The organism is Enterobacter sp. Sphag1F, assembly GCF_014193275.1.
Lineage (GTDB): Bacteria > Pseudomonadota > Gammaproteobacteria > Enterobacterales > Enterobacteriaceae > Pantoea > Pantoea symbiotica.
On sequence record NZ_JACHZD010000003.1, the window covers coordinates 212,141 to 230,343 of the forward strand.

The 18,203-nt window shown below is 57.1% G+C and carries 17 protein-coding genes; 8 read left to right on the top strand and 9 right to left on the bottom strand.

Features of this window, described 5'->3' with window-relative positions; all coding sequences use genetic code 11:
- Positions 1–44: 44 nt before the first annotated feature.
- The 4 genes from urtB to urtE are packed head-to-tail and all read left to right on the top strand — an operon-like array spanning position 45 to position 4,170.
- Positions 45–1,610: an urea ABC transporter permease subunit UrtB gene (urtB, locus tag FHW71_RS11750; RefSeq protein WP_179451939.1), complete on the top strand. Its 1,566-nt coding sequence runs from the start codon at positions 45–47 to the stop codon at positions 1,608–1,610.
- Positions 1,610–2,686: an urea ABC transporter permease subunit UrtC gene (urtC, locus tag FHW71_RS11755; protein WP_008108709.1), complete on the top strand. Its 1,077-nt coding sequence runs from the start codon at positions 1,610–1,612 to the stop codon at positions 2,684–2,686. The genes urtB and urtC overlap by 1 nt, the downstream gene beginning before the upstream one ends.
- Positions 2,679–3,470 (top strand): urea ABC transporter ATP-binding protein UrtD, encoded by a 792-nt coding sequence (urtD, locus tag FHW71_RS11760; protein WP_179451938.1) that lies wholly within the window; start codon positions 2,679–2,681, stop codon positions 3,468–3,470. Before urtC ends, urtD begins: the two co-directional genes overlap by 8 nt.
- A 1-nt stretch (position 3,471) precedes the next feature.
- Positions 3,472–4,170 carry an urea ABC transporter ATP-binding subunit UrtE gene (gene urtE, locus FHW71_RS11765; protein WP_008108711.1) on the top strand — a complete coding sequence of 233 codons (699 nt, stop codon included), beginning with the start codon at positions 3,472–3,474 and terminating at the stop codon, positions 4,168–4,170.
- 243 nt (positions 4,171–4,413) lie between these two features.
- Here the strand turns inward: urtE and FHW71_RS11770 are convergent, their stop codons facing one another.
- The 3 genes from FHW71_RS11770 to rbsK are packed head-to-tail and all read right to left on the bottom strand — an operon-like array spanning position 4,414 to position 7,676.
- Positions 4,414–5,427, bottom strand: a complete 1,014-nt coding sequence (locus FHW71_RS11770; protein WP_179451937.1) for an aldose 1-epimerase family protein — start codon at positions 5,425–5,427, stop codon at positions 4,414–4,416.
- Complete coding sequence (fucP, locus tag FHW71_RS11775; RefSeq protein ID WP_008101752.1) at positions 5,424–6,749, bottom strand: L-fucose:H+ symporter permease; 1,326 nt, start codon at positions 6,747–6,749, stop codon at positions 5,424–5,426. The genes FHW71_RS11770 and fucP overlap by 4 nt, the downstream gene beginning before the upstream one ends.
- A 9-nt stretch (positions 6,750–6,758) precedes the next feature.
- Positions 6,759–7,676: a ribokinase gene (gene rbsK, locus FHW71_RS11780; RefSeq protein WP_061718179.1), complete on the bottom strand. Its 918-nt coding sequence runs from the start codon at positions 7,674–7,676 to the stop codon at positions 6,759–6,761.
- Between the two features lie 371 nt (positions 7,677–8,047).
- Here rbsK and deoR point away from each other — a divergent pair, with 371 nt between their 5' ends.
- Both deoR and ettA read left to right on the top strand, forming a co-directional pair.
- Positions 8,048–8,812, top strand: coding sequence for a DNA-binding transcriptional repressor DeoR (deoR, locus tag FHW71_RS11785; RefSeq protein WP_179451936.1), 765 nt, complete (start codon positions 8,048–8,050; stop codon positions 8,810–8,812).
- A gap of 194 nt (positions 8,813–9,006) precedes the next feature.
- Positions 9,007–10,674: an energy-dependent translational throttle protein EttA gene (gene ettA, locus FHW71_RS11790; RefSeq protein WP_008101764.1), complete on the top strand. Its 1,668-nt coding sequence runs from the start codon at positions 9,007–9,009 to the stop codon at positions 10,672–10,674.
- 50 nt (positions 10,675–10,724) lie between these two features.
- Here ettA and nadR read toward each other — a convergent pair whose 3' ends face one another.
- From nadR to serB, 3 genes are all read right to left on the bottom strand, one after another.
- Positions 10,725–11,951 (bottom strand): multifunctional transcriptional regulator/nicotinamide-nucleotide adenylyltransferase/ribosylnicotinamide kinase NadR, encoded by a 1,227-nt coding sequence (gene nadR / locus FHW71_RS11795; protein WP_008101769.1) that lies wholly within the window; start codon positions 11,949–11,951, stop codon positions 10,725–10,727.
- Between the two features lie 105 nt (positions 11,952–12,056).
- On the bottom strand, positions 12,057–13,442 hold the full coding sequence (radA, locus tag FHW71_RS11800; protein ID WP_007886867.1) for a DNA repair protein RadA: 1,386 nt from the start codon (positions 13,440–13,442) through the stop codon (positions 12,057–12,059).
- Positions 13,443–13,455: 13 nt separating this feature from the next.
- Complete coding sequence (serB, locus tag FHW71_RS11805; RefSeq protein ID WP_179451935.1) at positions 13,456–14,433, bottom strand: phosphoserine phosphatase; 978 nt, start codon at positions 14,431–14,433, stop codon at positions 13,456–13,458.
- A 107-nt stretch (positions 14,434–14,540) separates the two neighbouring features.
- Here serB and FHW71_RS11810 point away from each other — a divergent pair, with 107 nt between their 5' ends.
- Entirely contained in the window at positions 14,541–15,221 is a 681-nt protein-coding gene (locus tag FHW71_RS11810; RefSeq protein ID WP_179451934.1) for a YtjB family periplasmic protein, read from the top strand.
- A 158-nt stretch (positions 15,222–15,379) separates the two neighbouring features.
- Here FHW71_RS11810 and yjjG read toward each other — a convergent pair whose 3' ends face one another.
- Genes yjjG through FHW71_RS11825 form a run of 3 tightly spaced genes read right to left on the bottom strand, consistent with a single transcriptional unit; the run spans position 15,380 to position 16,894 of the window.
- Positions 15,380–16,063, bottom strand: coding sequence for a pyrimidine 5'-nucleotidase (yjjG, locus tag FHW71_RS11815; protein WP_154154336.1), 684 nt, complete (start codon positions 16,061–16,063; stop codon positions 15,380–15,382).
- Positions 16,064–16,071: 8 nt separating this feature from the next.
- Positions 16,072–16,512 carry a ribosomal protein S18-alanine N-acetyltransferase gene (rimI, locus tag FHW71_RS11820; protein ID WP_179451933.1) on the bottom strand — a complete coding sequence of 147 codons (441 nt, stop codon included), beginning with the start codon at positions 16,510–16,512 and terminating at the stop codon, positions 16,072–16,074.
- Positions 16,484–16,894, bottom strand: coding sequence for a DNA polymerase III subunit psi (locus FHW71_RS11825; RefSeq protein ID WP_179451932.1), 411 nt, complete (start codon positions 16,892–16,894; stop codon positions 16,484–16,486). Before FHW71_RS11825 ends, rimI begins: the two co-directional genes overlap by 29 nt.
- 232 nt (positions 16,895–17,126) lie before the next feature.
- On the opposite strand from FHW71_RS11825, the gene rsmC reads away from it, so the two are divergent.
- The gene (gene rsmC, locus FHW71_RS11830; protein ID WP_154193068.1) at positions 17,127–18,158 is read left to right on the top strand and encodes a 16S rRNA (guanine(1207)-N(2))-methyltransferase RsmC; all 1,032 of its coding nucleotides are present in this window, start codon (positions 17,127–17,129) and stop codon (positions 18,156–18,158) included.
- The last annotated feature ends 45 nt before the right edge of the window (positions 18,159–18,203 follow it).

An 18,203-nucleotide genomic window follows, 5' to 3' on the forward strand; every position in this document is an offset into this window, starting at 1 on the left:
ATCATGGCTGCACCATCCGTACCTCAACCATCAGGGCCAGAACCATGACAATCCGCCGTTATCTCTGCTGTCTGCTGTTACTGCTGCCCTGGCTCGCCCAGGCGGGCGATGGCGCAGACTTCGCGGCCGCCAGCCGCACGCAACAAGCTACGCTGCTCCAGCAGTGGGCCGCCGCACCGCAGGCCAGTCGCTTGCCGCTGCTGCAGGCGCTGCGCAATGAAACCGTGGTCATCGACCAAAAACAGCAGCCGTTCAGCAAACAGGGCGATACGCTGCAGCCGCTCGACAGCGCGCAGCAGCCCAGCGGCGACACCAAAAAGCTGTTCATGAATAACCGCCTGCGCGTGCTGATCGCCAGCGCCCTCGCCGCCCACCAGCTGGTGAGCGACGATGCCGCGATCCGTTTACGCGCCGCACAACAACTGCAAAACGATGGCGTCGCCGACATGCTGCCGCTGATTGAGCAGCGTCTCGCGCTGGAAAAAGACGCGAAAGTGCACGACGTGCTGCTCATGGCAGCGGCCAACCTGCAACTCGCCAGCCCGGATGCCGCGCTGCGCCTCAAAGCCGTCAAACTGCTCGGCGAATCCAGCGATCCCAACATGCAGGCCAACCTCACACGCTTAACTCAGGCCAGCAATGAGCCCGATGCCAACGTGCGTGACGCCGCCGCTGCCAGCCTGAAGCAGATTAAACAGCGTCTGATGTGGGGCGATCTGCTCGGTCAGGCGTTTACCGGCTTATCGCTGGGTTCGATCTTGTTATTAGCGGCGCTGGGCCTCGCCATCACCTACGGTTTGCTGGGCGTGATCAACATGGCGCACGGCGAAATGTTGATGCTGGGCGCTTACGCCACCTGGTTTGTGCAAAGCCTGTTCCAGCAGTTCGCACCGCAGTGGCTGGCGTGGTATCCGCTGCTGGCGCTGCCGGTGGCGTTTCTGGTCACCGCCTGTATGGGCATGCTGCTGGAGCGCACCATCATCCGCCATCTGTACGGACGTCCGCTGGAAACACTGCTCGCAACCTGGGGCATCAGCCTGATGCTGATTCAACTGGTGCGCATGCTGTTTGGCGCGCAGAACCTGGAGGTGGCTAACCCAGGCTGGCTCTCCGGCGGGCTGCAGCTGCTGCCCAATCTGGTGCTGCCTTACAACCGTATCGCGGTGATCCTGTTTGTGTTTGCCGTGCTGGGCCTCACCTGGCTGCTGCTGAATAAAACCCGCCTCGGCCTTAGCGTGCGGGCCGTAACGCAGAACCGCGCGATGGCCGACTGCTGCGGCGTGCCGACCGGACGCATCGATATGCTGGCGTTTGGCCTCGGTTCTGGCATTGCTGGACTCGGCGGCGTGGCGCTGTCGCAGCTTGGCAACGTCGGGCCGGAGCTCGGTCAGGGCTACATCATCGACTCCTTCCTCGTGGTAGTGCTGGGCGGCGTCGGCCAACTGGCGGGCACCGTGGTGGCGGCCTTTGGTCTCGGCATTCTTAACAAAGTGCTGGAGCCGCAGATTGGCGCGGTGCTCGGCAAAATCCTCATCCTCGTGCTGATCGTGTTGTTTATCCAGAAACGTCCGCAGGGCCTGTTTGCCTTCAAAGGGAGGGTGATTGACTGATGAGCCAGCCAATGACGTTAACCATTGCGCGCAAAGCACCGCGCCTGACTATAAGCCTTGGCGTGGTGATCACCGCGCTATTGCTGGTGCTGCCGTTCTGCGCCCTGCTGCCCGCCACGCATCCGTTGGCGATCTCTACCTACACGCTGACGCTGGTCGGCAAAATTCTCTGTTACGCCGTGGTCGCGGTGGCGCTGGATTTGGTGTGGGGATACGCCGGGCTGCTGTCGCTGGGTCACGGCCTGTTCTTCGCGCTCGGCGGCTATGCGATGGGCATGTATTTGATGCGTCAGGCCTCCGGCGACGGCTTACCCGCGTTTATGTCTTTCCTCTCATGGAACGAGCTGCCATGGTTCTGGGCGGGCACGCAACATTTTGCCTGGGCGCTATGCCTGATCATGCTGGTGCCGGGTTTGCTGGCGCTGGTGTTTGGCTTCTTCGCCTTCCGCTCGAAAATCAAAGGCGTCTACTTCTCGATCATGACGCAGGCGCTGACCTACGCCGGCATGCTGCTGTTTTTCCGCAACGAAACCGGCTTCGGCGGCAACAACGGCTTCACCGGCTTCACCACGCTGCTCGGCTTTAACGTCACCGCGACCGGCACGCGCATCGGGCTGTTTGTCGCCACGGTGCTGCTGTTGTTGGTGAGCCTCGGCATTGGCTTCGCGCTGGCACGCAGCAAGTTTGGCCGCGTGCTGACCGCCGTGCGCGATGCGGAGAACCGCCTGATGTTCGTCGGTTACGATCCCAAAGGCTTCAAGCTGTTTGTCTGGACGCTTTCGGCGGTGCTGTGCGGGCTGGCGGGCGCGCTCTATGTGCCGCAGGTCGGCATTATCAATCCCAGCGAAATGTCGCCGACCAACTCAATTGAAGCGGCGATTTGGGTGGCGCTGGGCGGACGCGGCACCTTGATTGGTCCGTTGCTTGGTGCCGCCATTGTCAACGGTGCCAAAAGCTGGTTCACCGTCGCCTTCCCGGAATATTGGCTGTTCTTCCTTGGTCTGATGTTTATCCTGGTCACGCTGTTCCTGCCGCGTGGCGTGATTGGCCTGCTGCGCCGGAGGCGTGATGACTGAACACCTGTTTACCCAACCTCATCCAGCGGATCGCCATCGTGAACAAACCGATCCGGTATTGCAGCTGGATAAGATCAACGTGTCGTTCGACGGTTTCCGCGCGCTAACCGATCTCTCACTAAAGATCGGCGTGGGCGAGTTGCGCTGCGTGATCGGCCCCAACGGCGCGGGAAAAACCACGCTGATGGATGTGATCACCGGTAAAACCCGGCCGGATAATGGCCAGGTGATCTACGACCAAGATACCGATCTCAGCAAAATGTCGCCGGTGGAGATCGCGCGTGCCGGTATTGGACGCAAATTCCAGAAACCCACGGTTTTCGAAGCGCTAACAGTGTTTGAGAATCTGGAAATCGCGCTGAAAAATGACAAATCAGTGTGGGCCAGCCTGCGTGCGCGACTGAACGGCGAGCAGCAGGATCGCATTGATGAGGTGCTGAAACTGCTGCGGTTGGGCGGCGAACGCCAGCGCAAAGCCGGTTTGCTGTCGCACGGTCAGAAGCAGTTTCTGGAAATCGGCATGCTGCTGGTGCAGGACCCGCATTTGCTGCTGCTGGATGAACCGGCGGCCGGCATGACCGATGCCGAAACCGAGTACACCGCCGAGCTGTTTCGCAGCCTCGCCGGTAAGCATTCGCTGATGGTGGTCGAGCACGACATGGGCTTTGTTGAAACCATTGCCGATCACGTCACCGTGCTGCATCAGGGCCAGGTTTTGGCTGAGGGATCGTTACGCGAAGTGCAGGCGGACGATCGGGTTATCGACGTTTATCTGGGGCGCTAACATGCTGCAAGTCGCGGAACTGAATCAATATTACGGCGGCAGCCACATTCTGCGCGGGCTGTCGTTTGAAGCGAAACCGGGTGAAATTACCTGCCTGCTGGGACGTAACGGCGTGGGCAAAACCACGCTGCTGAAATGTTTAATGGGGCTGATTCCGGCCAAGTCTGGCGAGATTCGCTGGCAGGATAAAGTGATCAACAGCCGCAAACCGCATCAGCGCGTGCAGGCGGGCATCGCTTATGTGCCGCAGGGGCGCGAAATTTTCCCGCGTCTGACGGTGGAAGAGAATCTGCTGATGGGGCTGGCGCGTTTTTCTGGCGCACAGGCCAAAGCGGTGCCGGAGGAGATCTATCAACTGTTCCCGGTGCTACGTGAGATGAAAGCACGCCGCGGCGGCGATCTGTCGGGCGGACAACAGCAGCAATTGGCGATTGGCCGCGCCCTCGCCTGTTCACCAAAGCTGTTGATCCTCGATGAACCGACCGAAGGGATCCAGCCGTCGGTGATCAAAGAGATCGGCGCGGTGATCCGCCAGCTGGCGCAGCGCGGCGATATGGCGATCCTGCTGGTGGAGCAGTTTTACGATTTCGCCGCCGAACTGGCCGACAGTTATCTGGTGATGTCGCGCGGCGAGATCGTGCAGCGCGGCGCCGGTTCAAGCATGGAAGCCGACGGCGTACGCGGGTTAGTGGCGATTTAGTTGCACCGTTTTTCGTAGGGTGCGCATTCATGCGCACCTGGAAACCAGGTCGCCATAAATGGCGCCCCTACAAATCTGAGGTGCGGTTTATAGGATGCGCATTAATGCGCACCTGGAGACCAGGTCGCCATGAATGGCGCCCCTACAAACCTGAGGTGCGGTTTATGTAGGGTGCGCATTAATGCGCACCTGGAGACCAGGTCGCCATAAATGGCGACCCTACGAATTGTGCATGGAATGGGATTACAAAATACCGGTTTCAACGCTGAAATGGCGCTGTTCGCCAGGTGCCAGCTCAATCAGCGTGCCGGCGCGCTGCGCTGCTTTAAAACCTTCCGGGCGGCAGGTTGACGGCAGCACATAGGCGGCGACCTGCTGATCGCGGTTATGCAGCATCCAGCGCGTGGCGTGCGGGAATTGCTGGCTGGAGAAGCGCGTCATCAGGGCAAAACCCTGCGGTGAGTGCAGTTCGAACTGCATCTCATCGCCGTACTGCTGGAGATCGTCCGCAAAGAACACGATCTCCGGGTCGCACATTTCCGGCTGATCCAACTGCTGAAATGCTTGCGGTTCGCGCGCCAGCTGATCGGTATACGCACGCCACTGCGGCGTAGGCTTGACGTGTGCCGGGATCGAGCTGCGCAGCTGGAACGCATCGGTGGGAATCGACTGTTGGAAACGGCCTTGATCCAGCCAGGCGCTGTTCAGATGACACATATACTGCAGCGGCATCGGCGCGCCCGCCAGGTTGGTGACGTTCATCTCAATGTGCAGACGCGCCGCATTGGCCTCAAGGCGCACCGCCGGTTCGGCGAGATAGTGATGGCCGAAGCCCTTCACGTACTCGGTTTCGCCTTCCAGCGACACGCGATCCTCCTCCAGCACCATCCATGCGCTGTCCATGCGCGCGCAGGCCATTTCGCCGTGCAGCGGATGATCGTCATCTTCTGCCGGGCAGCCGTTAGCCAGCAACCCGGAGTGGAAAGCAAAGCAGCCATAAGTATCAATAATCGAACTGCCGGGCAGCGGCTGCTTAAAGCTGTGGCCCATGGTCAGCGAATGGCCGTCAAAGTTGGCGTCCCACACCATCTGACCGTAAAACGGCAGCACGATTACCGTGCCGCGTGGGTTGCTGATGCGCACCGCTTCCACGCCGGCTGGATAGCGAAACAGCTCGACGTGGAACGTTTCGTTGCGCAGCAGCGTAGCGGGCGTTTCGTGAAACTGCTCACGACGTAACGGTAAACGGGTTTTCATGGCATCTCCTCGACTAAACGACCGGCCGCTTCCGCCTGCTTTTTATGACGCAGCTCGCCCCAGAAGAAGTAACCCACCCAGGCGAAGCACAGCAGCGAAACGCCGAACGCCAGCTGCATCGATCCCAGATGATCTGAGACGAAGCCCTGAATCGCTGGAATAAAGGCGGCACCGACAATCGACATCACGATAAATGCGCCCGCCACTTCGGTGTATTTGTTATCGACAGTCGCCAGCGTACCGGCGTAGATCGTCGCCCAGCACGGACCAAACAGCGCACTGACAAAGATGGCGGCATACACGGCGGTAAAGTTCGGCACAAACATCACATACGCCAGCGCGAGAACGCCCAGCAGCGAGTAGGCAATCAACACTTTCTCCGCACGGAAGCGTGTCATCAGGAAGTTGGCGATAAATTTACCGATAAAGAAGCCGATAAAGCTATAAATCATAAAGTTAGAGGCATGACGTTCATTGATCGCGCCAAGCGTCAGCGCCAGACGAATGGTGAACGACCATACCGCCACCTGCATGCCGACATACAGGAACTGCGCCACGATGCCGCGTTTGAAGTGACGATTCGCCGCCAGATAGCGGAAGGTCTCGCCGAGCGACGGCAGGGATTTTTCACTACTTTCCGGCTTGCAGCGCGGATAGCGGGTGAACAGGAACAGCAGCATCACCACCACCAAAACCATCACCAGATATTTGTACGGTTCCAGCGTGTGCTCCAGCATGGTGAGACGGAACGCATGCGCCTGTTCAGCGTTCATGCCCGCCAGCTGACTTTCCAGGCTGTCACCCTCCTGGAACACCAGATATTTGCCCAGCACGATGCCCATCAGCGCACCGACTGGATAGAACGTCTGGCTGATATTGAGGCGCAGCGTGGCGTGATCGCGATGACCAATCATCGAGCTATAGGTATTGGCGGCGGTCTCGAGGAAGCTCAAACCGATGGCGATGGCGAAAATCGCCGCAAGGAACATGGTGTAGGTCGCCATGTGCGAAGCGGGATAGAACAGCACGCAGCCCACGATATACAGCGCCAGTCCCAGCAAAATCGCCAGTTTATAGGTGGCTTTGCGGATCACCAGCGAGGCCGGAATGGCGATCAGGAAGTAGCCGCCGTAGAACGCACTCTGCACCAGCGCGCTGGCGAAATCGCTTAATGCGAACACGCTTTTGAACTGGGTGATCAGGATGTCGTTCAGACTCGCCGCACAGCCCCACAACGGGAACAGGCACGAGAGCAAAATGAACTGGAACAGCGGCGTTTTATTCAGATAGCCATCAGATTGCTGAACAATGTTCGGTTGCATAACTCGACCTCAGTGAACGTTGAGAAAACGCTGGAAGGTTTCCGCGTCGGGATAGGAGCGCTGCGTGCCGCGACCGGTCACGCTGCAGGCGGCATAAGCAGAGGCTTGCGCCATCGCGGCCGGGATATCGCCGCTTTTCACCAGCTCGTGGGCGAAGCAGCCGATAAAGGCATCGCCCGCGCCGCTGGTGTCCACCGCTTTTACCGCAGTGGGTGCAACCTGATGCACATTGTCGCCAGACATCCACAGCGAACCGCGTCCGCCCAGCGTGATGATCAGGTTTTTCAGCCCACGTTTAAGCAGCGATTGCCCCGCCAGCTTCACCTCTTCATCGGTGGTGACCGGCATACCGGTGAGGATCTCCAGCTCGGTTTCATTCGGCATGAAAAAGTCGCATTTGCAGGCGTATTCGATATTGAGAGCCGCTACCGCCGGTGCCGGATTGAGGATCACTTTGATGTGGTGCTGACGGGCAAAATCAATGGCGTAGTACACGGTTTCCAGTGGGATCTCCAGTTGCAGGATGATCAGCTGGCAGCTTTTCAGCGCCTCGGCGGCGGCATCAATATCCGCCGGTTTCAGCTGCTGGTTGGCACCTTTGATAATCAGAATGCGGTTCTGCGACTGATCGTCAACGAAGATCGGCGCCACGCCGCTGGAAGTACCTGGCGCAGTGGTGACGAAACGGGTATCAACGCCCTGCTGTTGCAGATTGGCCACGGTATTCGGCGCAAACAGATCGTCGCCGACTTTGCTCACCATCATCACGCTGGCGCCCATTTTCGCCGCTGCCACCGCCTGGTTGGCACCTTTGCCACCACAGCCGATAGCAAAATCAGGTGCTTCCAGCGTTTCGCCCGCTTTAGGCAACTGATTGGTATAGGTAATGAGGTCCACCATATTTGACCCAATAACCGCAATATCCATTGTTTTCTCCCGGTGAAATTTTAACGTCATAATGTTATTAAAATCACAATATCAGGTTAATAAAGTTAATTATGTGATAAATTTCACACCTCAACATCATGACAAAAAGCCGATAAACAGCCATTCATTCATAGAAATGAATGTTATTATTCTAACAATGCAACAACATTGAGAAGGCAACCTGGCGGCGAGCGAAGCGGCTAGAAGGCAACATATTGGCGGCACTGCGTGAGGTTTGCGGGCCGATCTCATTACAGGTAAGATTGAAAACTGGCCTGCTGCATACGTCGCAAATCATTAAAATATGTGAGATTTATCGTGATTTTTGACCAGGCTACTTCGACTTCAGGATTAATTACGCAGAGATGATCATGGAAACCCGGCGCGACGAACGTATTCACAAGTTAGCCCAGGCGCTGAAACGCACCGATAAACTGCATCTGAAAGACGCGGCGCAGCTGCTGGGCGTGTCGGAAATGACCATCCGCCGCGATCTCACCGAACCGGCTTCAACCGTGGTGCTGCTGGGCGGCTATATCGTTAGCGATCCGAAAAGCCACGCTGGACACTATTTCATCTCCGATCAGCACGGTCAGAACGCCGCACGCAAACAGCGCCTGGCGCAGGCTGCAGCGGACCTGATCAGTGAAAATGACACGGTATTTTTTGATTGCGGCACTACGCTGCCGTACATCGTGGATGCGATCCCTGACACCTTGCCGTTCACCGCCATCTGTTGCGCGATGAACACCTTCCTGGCACTGAAAGAGAAATCGGCCTGCAATGTGATCCTGAGCGGAGGCGAGTTCCACGCCGACAACGCGCTGTTTACGCCGATTGGCGCGCATTCGATCCTCGACGATCTCTGCCCGACGCTGGCGTTTATTTCAGCGGCAGGTATCGATCAGGAACAGGGCGCAACCTGCTACAACATCAACGAGCTGGCGATGAAGCACCACGCGATGCTGCGCGCACGTCAGCGCGTGTTAGTGGCAGATAGCAGTAAATTTGGCAAAGTGCTGCCGGCGCGCATTGCTGAACTGCGCCGTTTTGATTTGCTGGTCAGCGATAGCGCGCCCGAACCGGCGCTGAAGAGCTGGCTGGCACAACAAAACATCCCGCTGCGTTTGCCATAAGTTGATGATATTGCATGTGGTCACCATAAATGGCGACCCTACAAAAGCGTGCAGATGTGTTGTAGGGTCGCCATTTAGGGTGACCGATAAAGACCGCGGCAAGCCGAAGTATGACGGGTATGAATAAAGGCTGAAAACGGCTAAACTTCTGTACCTAAAGTTCATAACTCACAGACCAAAAGGCTCAATACAACGTGGCTCAATTCGTCTATAGCATGCATCGCGTCGGCAAGGTGGTTCCGCCGAAGCGTCACATCCTGAAGAATATTTCTCTTAGCTTCTTCCCTGGAGCAAAAATCGGTGTACTCGGCCTGAACGGCTCGGGTAAATCGACGCTGCTGCGCATCATGGCCGGTATCGATACCGATATCGAAGGGGAAGCTCGCCCGCAGCCGGGCATCAATGTGGGTTATCTGCCGCAGGAACCGCAGCTGAACCCGGAGCACACCGTGCGTGAATCCGTTGAAGAAGCGGTTTCAGAAGTGGTTGGCGCGCTGAAGCGTCTCGACGAAGTTTATGCGCTGTATGCCGATCCCGATGCGGATTTCGATAAGCTGGCCGCTGAACAGGGCCGTCTGGAAGAAGTGATCCAGGCGCATGATGGTCACAACCTCGATACCCAACTGAACCGTGCGGCTGATGCGATGCGTCTGCCAGACTGGGATGCCAAAATCGCCACCCTTTCCGGTGGTGAGCGGCGTCGCGTGGCGCTGTGCCGTCTGCTGCTGGAAAAGCCAGACATGCTGCTGCTCGACGAACCGACAAACCACCTGGATGCTGAATCCGTGGCGTGGCTCGAGCGCTTCCTGCATGACTTCGAAGGCACCGTTGTGGCGATCACGCACGACCGTTACTTCCTGGATAACGTGGCTGGCTGGATTCTGGAGCTGGACCGCGGCGAAGGTATTCCGTGGGAAGGTAACTACTCTTCCTGGCTGGAGCAGAAAGATCAGCGTCTGGCGCAGGAAGCGTCTTCTGAAGCGGCGCGTCGCAAATCTATCGAGAAAGAGCTGGAGTGGGTGCGTCAAGGCGCGAAAGGCCGTCAGTCGAAGGGCAAAGCCCGTCTGGCACGCTTTGAAGAGCTGAACAACACCGATTACCAGAAGCGTAACGAAACCAACGAACTCTTCATTCCACCTGGCGCACGCCTTGGCGACAAAGTGCTGGAAGTGACCAATCTGAAGAAATCGTATGGCGATCGCGTGCTGATCGATGATCTGACCTTCTCGGTACCGAAAGGCGCTATTGTCGGCATCATCGGTCCGAACGGCGCGGGTAAATCTACGCTGTTCCGCATGATGTCAGGTCAGGAGCAACCGGATTCCGGCACCATCGAGCTGGGCGAAACCGTCAAGCTGGCGTCGGTTGATCAGTTCCGTGACGCGATGGACAACTCCAAAACCGTGTTTGAAGAAGTGTCTGGCGGTCAGGACATTATGCGCGTGGGCAACACCGAGATGCCAAGCCGTGCTTACGTTGGTCGTTTCAACTTCAAAGGCACCGATCAGGGCAAACGCGTTGGTGAATTGTCAGGTGGTGAGCGCGGTCGTCTGCACCTCGCCAAGCTGCTGCAAGTCGGCGGCAACCTGTTGCTGCTCGATGAACCAACCAACGACCTCGACATCGAAACTCTGCGCGCGCTGGAAAATGCCCTGCTGGAATTCCCTGGCTGTGCCATGGTGATCTCGCATGACCGTTGGTTCCTCGACCGTATCGCCACCCACATCATCGATTATCAGGATGAAGGTAAGGTGGAGTTCTTCGAAGGCAACTTTACTGAGTACGAAGAGTACAAGAAACGCACCCTCGGCGCCGATGCGCTGGAGCCGAAGCGTATCAAGTACAAGCGTATGACGAAGTAAGGCTTTTGCTGTGAAAAAGGCGCCGCATGGCGCCTTTTTTTATGGCTGAATCAACTGCCCAACATCTGCTTCACTAACTCGACGCAGCGCAGGAAGCGCGTGTCGTAGTCATCTTCTTTGACGTGAACAAACTCGATATTGTTTTCACGCAGCATGGTGATCAGCATGGTCTGGAACTCGCGGCGATCCATGGAGCTGCCGAGGCTGCGCAGTCCATCCGCCACCCAGGGCACGTTATTTTCCAGCAAAATTACCAGGTCGAAACGGTACTCATCAATTAACGCCTGCACAAACGGGTGCTCGCGTCCTTCGTACTTGAGGCAAAACGCCTGCGTGGTGATGAAATCGGTATCGATAAAGGCAACTTTACTGGCGTACTTCACGGCGAAGTCGATGTACTGCGCCTGGCCTAGCGCGATTTTGTCGTAATCGGAATACTGCAGCGCCATCTCGTCGCCACCGAGGTGAGAGAAAACATAATCGCGGCCATATTCCCAGGCGCTGGTGGTGTTGAAGATATTCGCCAGCTTGTTCACCAGCGTTGATTTGCCACTCGACTCGCCGCCCAGCACCGCCACGGTGCGCACGAAGAACGGCTTCACTTCGGTTGGAATGTATTCCCAGTAACGGAACGGATCCTGACGAATCTGGCCGCCGCTGATATTCATAAAGGATCGATTGGGATCGATCACCACCGCCGGAATGCCAAGGTGTTGCTCATACATGGCGGCATCGGGTTCTTCACTGGTGTAGACACAATTCGGCTCGATGCCCTGCTCAGCCAGAAAGGTTTTAACGCCGCCGCTCCACACATCCCAGCCGTGCGGATAAGGTTCGATGCCCTCTTCATCGAACGAATGGATGCGGATATTTTTCTGGTATTTGAAGGTTTGCAGCAACCAGCGTAATCGATCGCTGATGGTCGGCTGCTGCGACATGGCGCTGTTTTCAAACAGTTCACGATCGCGCGGATCGTCGTGGCCCATGATGATATGCAATTCATCTACCTGACTGCAGGCGCGCTGGATCAGATAAATATGGCCGGTATGCAGCGGATAAAATTTACCGAACACCACGCCTACGGTTTTATCGCGGCGCGGAAATTCCAGGCCAAGAAAACGGTGCAGCGCTTCCAGCTTCTGCGCGCTCGGGCTTTTGATTTTGGCGTTGAGCAGCTGGCTTAAGTAGCCTTTGGTCATTCCGCTGGCATCGGCAACCTGCTGCAGCGTGTGGCCTTGCTGGCGAATGGCTGTTTTCAGGTAGTCAAATGATGACATTGCGTGCCTCCTGCGTGGAATAAAGGGCGGTGCGGCCTTAAAGACGGTGCGCAAAAATGCGCACCCTACAAACGTAGGGTCGGCATTCATGCCGACCGGTAAAACTTACAACTCATCCAGAATCGCTAACGCATCCGCCAGCTTCTTCGCGCTGTACACCTTCATCCCTTCTACCGGCTTCTTCGGTGCATTACCGGCCGGGACGATGGCGCGCTTGAAGCCGTGCTTCGCCGCTTCGGAAATCCGCTCCTGACCGCTCGGCACCGGGCGAATTTCGCCGGCAAGGCCCACTTCGCCAAAGATAACCAGATCCTGCGGCAGCGGACGATCGCGGAAGCTCGATACCATCGCCATCAGCAGCGCCAAATCGACGCTGGTTTCGGTGACTTTTACGCCGCCGACCACGTTAACAAACACATCCTGATCCGCCATCTGCAAGCCGCCGTGGCGATGCAGCACCGCTAACAGGATCGCCAGGCGATTCTGCTCCAGCCCCACCGCGACGCGGCGTGGATTGCCCATCATCGAATGGTCCACCAGCGCCTGAATCTCGACCAGCAGCGGACGCGTGCCTTCCCACAGCACCATCACCGAGCTGCCCGAGGTGATCTCATCACCGCGCGACAGGAAGATGGCTGAAGGATTGCTGACTTCGCGCATGCCTTGTTCGGTCATGGCGAACACGCCGAGCTCATTCACCGCGCCAAAGCGGTTTTTATGGCTGCGCAAGGTACGGAAACGGGAATCGGCATCGCCATCAAGCATCACCGAACAGTCAATACAGTGTTCCAGCACTTTCGGGCCGGCCAGCGAACCGTCTTTGGTGACGTGGCCGACCATAATGATCGCCACGCCGCGCGTTTTGGCAAAGCGCGTCAGGTAAGCGGCCGTTTCACGCACCTGCGCCACGCTGCCTGGCGAAGATTGGATCTCTGCCATGTGCATCACCTGGATCGAGTCGATCACCATCAGTTTCGGCTGCTCCTGCTCGGCGATCAGACAGATCTGCTCGATGCTGGTTTCCGACAACATGTTGAGGTTTTCGGTGGGTAATCCCAGACGATGGGCGCGCATCGCGACCTGTTGCAGTGATTCTTCGCCAGTGACGTACAGGGTTTTCATCCCTTCCGCCAGCTTGCACATTACCTGCAGCAGCAGCGTCGATTTACCGGCACCCGGATTACCACCAATCAAGATGGCGCTGCCCGGCACCACGCCGCCGCCCAGTACGCGGTCGAACTCTTTGAAACTGGTAGAGAAACGCGGCAGGGCTTCGAGGCTGATCTCCGATAGCTTCTGCACGCGGCTAACGCCTGCATTGCCGCCGGCATAGCCGCTCAGACGCTCGTTACGCGCCGCCGCAGGCGAGGCGGCAATGCGCACCTCGGTGATGGTGTTCCACGCATGGCAGGCGCTGCATTGCCCCTGCCAGCGCGGATAATCAGCGCCGCATTCGTTACAAACGAAGGCGCGTTTTGCCGCTTTGGCCAAATCAAATCCTCTGTTAACGCTCTTCGTGAATCAGGCTGCCGGTCAGGATGCAGAACACGCCCATCAGGTCAGCATGGCGGATGATGATTTCCGTCTGCTCATTCACTTTAGGTTTAGCATGATAGGCGATACCCAGCGCCGCCGTTTTAATCATCGGCAGATCGTTGGCACCATCGCCAATCGCCACGGTTTGTTCCGGGGCAATATTAAAGCGCTCGGCCAGATCGTTCAGGGTATCGGCTTTAAATTGGGCATCGACAATCTGTCCCAGCACCTGGCCGGTCAGCTTGCCGTCGCGAATTTCCAGCTCGTTGGCTACCGCCGCAGCTAAATGCAGCGTCTGGCACAAATAGTCGGCGTAGAAGGTGAAGCCGCCCGAGGCGATCGCCACTTGCCAGCCCAGCGCCTGCAGTTTCTGCACCAGCGCGGTTAAGCCTGGCATCAGCGGCAGCGCGTCGCGCACCTGCATTAGGATATTGGCATCGGCGCCCGCTAAAGTGCCGACGCGCTCGCGCAGGCTGGCTTTGAAGTCCAGTTCGCCACGCATGGCGCGTTCGGTGACTTCCGCCACCTGCTCGCCGCAGCCCGCCAGTTTGGCGATCTCATCGATGCACTCAATCTGGATCGCGGTGGAATCCATGTCCATCACCAGCAAGCCAGGTGTTTTCAGATGCGGGATTTTGCCAAGCGGCGCGACATCAAAACCGGCTTCATGCGCCAGTTTGCTGGCGCGCGGCGTCAGCGAGCCTGCCAGACGTATCACCTGATACTCATCGACATTCCAGGCGCTAACGATCACCATCGCCGCACCCAGCTTATGCTGATAATCGGTGAGTTTTTGTTTATCGAGCCCGCGCCCATACAGCAACCAGCCAGTTCGACCGGCACGGTAATCCAGCGGCATCACTTCATCACCGCTGAGGGAAAGGGGTAAACCCGGCCAAAGTGAAACATCGGCGGGCAGATCGCACCAGGTAAGACGATTTGGCATTACAGCTCCTGTAGGGACAACAAAACCACGCAAGAGGCTACCTTGTCTGCGCGGGTTCTGGCAACATAATTGCCAGCCTTTCTGCTGTTACATCACACGGGTTTCTGATGGTTAAAACCGCACTGAAATTTCGCCTGCATCGCACGGTGATTGTTCTTATCTCGCTGGCTCTGTTAGTGGTTCTGATGCAAGGTGCATCCTGGTTTAGCCTCGGCCATCAAATGGCACGCTCTGAACAAGTGGAAGAACTGGCGCGCACCCTGACTAAACAGGTGGCGTTTAGCCTTAAACCGTTGATGGATAACAGCGACGATAACCGCACGCAGATTGCCGCGATCCTCAATCAGATGACCGACAACAGCCGCATTCTTGATGCCTCCGTTTACGCCGATGATGGCAGCCTGGTGGCGCACAGCGGTGAAAGCATTAATGTACGCGATCGCCTGTCGCTGGATGGCAAACGCGCCGGCAGCTACTTCAACCATCAAATTGTGCAGCCGCTGGAAGGCAAAGATGGCCCGCAAGGCTTCCTGCGCGTCACGCTGGATACCCACGTGCTGGTAACGGAATCGCGACAGGTGGATAACACCACCAACATCCTGCGCCTGATGATGTTACTGGCGCTGGCCATCGGCATTATTCTGACGCGTACCCTGCTGCGTGACCGCCGCACCCGCTGGCAGCAATCACCGTTCCTGCTAACGGCGAGCCGCACCGTGAAAGAGGATAAAGAGAAAGAGGAAGAAGAGGCGCAGACGGCAACATCCGAGACCGAAAAAGAGCGTTAACGATATCTCCGTTTCCTCCTCAGCACCTTCATGAATAGATTCGTGAATAGATTCGTGAATAGATACTTGAATAGATACTTGAATAGATTTTTTGTACAAAAAAGCCCGCACAGCGGGCTTCTTAGCATCATCACGATGGTAACGGTGAATAGATACTTTTAACCTTTGGTCAGAATCGCTTCCAGCTCGGCCAGCGTCTTAACCTGCCAGGTTGGCGTGATGTGATCCGGTAACGGACGCGTGCCATGATCGATCCAGCAAGTCTTCAGGCCGGCATTCATGCCGCCGAGAATGTCCGATTCCGGCGTATCGCCGACCATCAGCACGCGGCTACGATCCGGATTGCCGAGCAAGGCTAGCGTATGGTCAAAGATCGCCACGTCAGGTTTCGGTACGCCAACTTCTTCAGAAATCACCAGCGCATCAAACACATCGCGGAAACCGGTGCGCTCAAGGCGCGCCTGCTGTAGTGCGGTGAAACCGTTGGTGATGATGGCGATCTTCACCTTGCCTTTCAGCGTCTCCAGCAGATGCGCTGCGCCTTCCAGCGGCAGGCAGATATCGGCCATCGCGCTGAGGAAATCGCTGTTGAGCACTTCCGGCGCGACGCTGAGCTTTTCGCCCCACAAGGTGAAGCGGCGCGTTTGCAGTTGCAGCGCGGAAATGGTGCCGTTTTGATAATCGACCCACAGCGGCTTGTTGATCGCCTGATAATCGGTGTAATCCTGCGCGGAAAATTGCACGTCATAGCGGGCAAACATGCGCTGTAAACCGGCATAAGCATCGAAATGGAAAAGCGTGTCGTCTGCATCAAACAGGATGCAGTCCCAATCGTTTAGCATGGTGCTCCTTAAAGGGTTAGCGCCATAATGATGGCATCTTCTCGTCCGCTGGCAGTGGGATAATAGTTGGGGCGTACGCTCACCTGATGGAAATCCAGCTGCTCATACAACGCAATCGCTGGCGTATTTGAGGCGCGCACTTCCAGCCACAGCGTCATGACGTCGCGCTGTTCAAGCTCAGCAATCAGATGCTGTAACAGCTGGCGCGCCAGGCCGCGACGCTGGAAGTCGGGATCCACCGCAATGTTGAACAGCGACGCTTCATCCAGCACCACCTGGGTGATGGCGAATCCGGCCAGCTTACCTTCATCTTCAATGCGGAAATTAACAAAACGTTCGCCTTGATTGCTGCTAAACGTCTGCTCGCTCCACGGGAAGGCATGCGCGCGGCGCTCAATCGCCAGCAGCTGCGGCTGGTCTTCAGGGGTGATTAAAGAGATGGCTGTCATGGTTACACATCTGTTGCCACAGGGCGCGTTTTGCGGCGCCGCTGCTGATCAGTTCATTGAAAACGGCGGTGTTAAAGGTAATGCCGTTAAAGGGATGTTCGCTCTCGACGCCCAGCAGCCAGCCGGCGCAGTCGACCTGCTCCGGCAGCATTTGCAGCTGGTCTGGCGTTAACGCCATCACCTGCGCGGGTTGAAGGTTCAGCGCGCGCAGCACGTCGCGAATCAGCGGTTCTTGTAGCGTTGGTGCCTGTTCGGCCACCAAAACCAAACGTGTGTCGGGCAAAAGCGTAACGGCAATTTCCCCTTGCAGCACGCGCGGACGCCGCAGCTGGTACTGCGTAATCCCCATTTGCTGTAGAAGCCAGTCGCGCCTTGTGCTCATGCTATTACCCGTTATGCTGCCAGAATGCGACGCTATGCTAGCAAACCCATCGAACATGCGCCAACAAAGCACCATACACAAAATAATTCGAGTTTCAGGAAGGCGGCAAACGAGTGAGGCCCGATGAGCTTACTTCAGGTAAGTGATTCGGGTGAGCGAGAGCAGCCAACGCACCTGTAACTTGAAGTATGACGTGTATATAATCGTCGCTCTGATTTAACAGGAGTGCTCCATGTCTGCTTTTACCCCGGCCAGCGAAGTGATTCTGCGCCACAGTGATGAATTTACCGCCCGCCACGTGTTGTTTGCTGGCGACCTGCAGGATGACCTGCCCGCCCAGCTAGAAACCGCGTCGAGCCGCGTGCATACCCAGCAATATCATCACTGGCAGAACCTTAGCCATCGCCTTGGTGAACGTGCGGTTTACAGCATGGTCGCAACCGCTGCCGATGTTGAAGGCTGCGATACGCTGGTTTATTACTGGTCGAAGAACAAACCCGAAGCGCAGTACCAGCTGCAAAACCTGCTCTCTCTGCTGCCGGTTGGCTGCGATATCTTCGTGGTGGGTGAAAACCGCAGCGGCGTGCGCAGCGCCGAAGGCATGCTGGAAGAGTGGGCAACGCTGGAGAAAGTCGACAGCGCGCGTCGTTGCGGCCTGTATCACGGTCGTCTCGATAAGCAGCCGACCTTTGATGCCAGCAGCTACGGCAATACCTATCAGCTCGAGGATCTCACCATCCATACCTTGCCAGGCGTGTTCAGCCGCGATGGTCTGGATATCGGCAGCGATCTGCTGCTCTCCACGCTGACGCCGCACTTCCGTGGCAAAGTGTTGGATATCGGTTGTGGCAGCGGCGTGCTGGCGACCGTAATGGCGAAAGTGTCGCCGCGCGTACGTTTGTGGCTGTGTGATGTGCACGCTGCTGCGATTGAAGCGAGTAAAGCCACGCTGGCCGCCAATGAACTGGAAGGTGAAGTGTTTGCCAGTAACGTGTTCTCTGACGTTACCGGCCGTTTTGACATGATCATCTCCAACCCGCCGTTCCACGATGGCCTGCAAACCAGCCTTGAAGCGGCCAACACGCTGATTCGCGGTGCGCTTAAGCATCTGAACAGCGGCGGCGAACTGCGTATCGTGGCTAACGCCTTCCTGCCGTATCCGCAAATTCTCGATGAAACCTTCGGCAACCACGAAGTGCTGGCGCAAACCGGACGCTTCAAAGTCTATCGCGCCGTCTACGGTCGCGGTGCTAAAGCGCGTTAATTCAAGCGCGGCGGCAGAAACGTTGCTTTTTACAGCGATCGTTTT

What these genes read in the sequence shown, in the direction of transcription:
- FHW71_RS11770 (WP_179451937.1), bottom strand. Translation starts at nt 5,427, where the DNA reads ATGAAAACCCGTTTACCGTTACGTCGTGAGCAGTTTCACGAAACGCCC.
- rbsK (WP_061718179.1), bottom strand. Translation starts at nt 7,676, where the DNA reads ATGGATATTGCGGTTATTGGGTCAAATATGGTGGACCTCATTACCTAT.
- FHW71_RS11825 (WP_179451932.1), bottom strand. Translation starts at nt 16,894, where the DNA reads ATGAGCACAAGGCGCGACTGGCTTCTACAGCAAATGGGGATTACGCAG.
- urtE (WP_008108711.1), top strand. Translation starts at nt 3,472, where the DNA reads ATGCTGCAAGTCGCGGAACTGAATCAATATTACGGCGGCAGCCACATT.
- FHW71_RS11810 (WP_179451934.1), top strand. Translation starts at nt 14,541, where the DNA reads ATGGTTAAAACCGCACTGAAATTTCGCCTGCATCGCACGGTGATTGTT.
- deoR (WP_179451936.1), top strand. Translation starts at nt 8,048, where the DNA reads ATGGAAACCCGGCGCGACGAACGTATTCACAAGTTAGCCCAGGCGCTG.
- urtD (WP_179451938.1), top strand. Translation starts at nt 2,679, where the DNA reads ATGACTGAACACCTGTTTACCCAACCTCATCCAGCGGATCGCCATCGT.
- nadR (WP_008101769.1), bottom strand. Translation starts at nt 11,951, where the DNA reads ATGTCATCATTTGACTACCTGAAAACAGCCATTCGCCAGCAAGGCCAC.
- rsmC (WP_154193068.1), top strand. Translation starts at nt 17,127, where the DNA reads ATGTCTGCTTTTACCCCGGCCAGCGAAGTGATTCTGCGCCACAGTGAT.
- urtB (WP_179451939.1), top strand. Translation starts at nt 45, where the DNA reads ATGACAATCCGCCGTTATCTCTGCTGTCTGCTGTTACTGCTGCCCTGG.
- fucP (WP_008101752.1), bottom strand. Translation starts at nt 6,749, where the DNA reads ATGCAACCGAACATTGTTCAGCAATCTGATGGCTATCTGAATAAAACG.
- yjjG (WP_154154336.1), bottom strand. Translation starts at nt 16,063, where the DNA reads ATGCTAAACGATTGGGACTGCATCCTGTTTGATGCAGACGACACGCTT.
- serB (WP_179451935.1), bottom strand. Translation starts at nt 14,433, where the DNA reads ATGCCAAATCGTCTTACCTGGTGCGATCTGCCCGCCGATGTTTCACTT.
- rimI (WP_179451933.1), bottom strand. Translation starts at nt 16,512, where the DNA reads ATGACAGCCATCTCTTTAATCACCCCTGAAGACCAGCCGCAGCTGCTG.
- urtC (WP_008108709.1), top strand. Translation starts at nt 1,610, where the DNA reads ATGAGCCAGCCAATGACGTTAACCATTGCGCGCAAAGCACCGCGCCTG.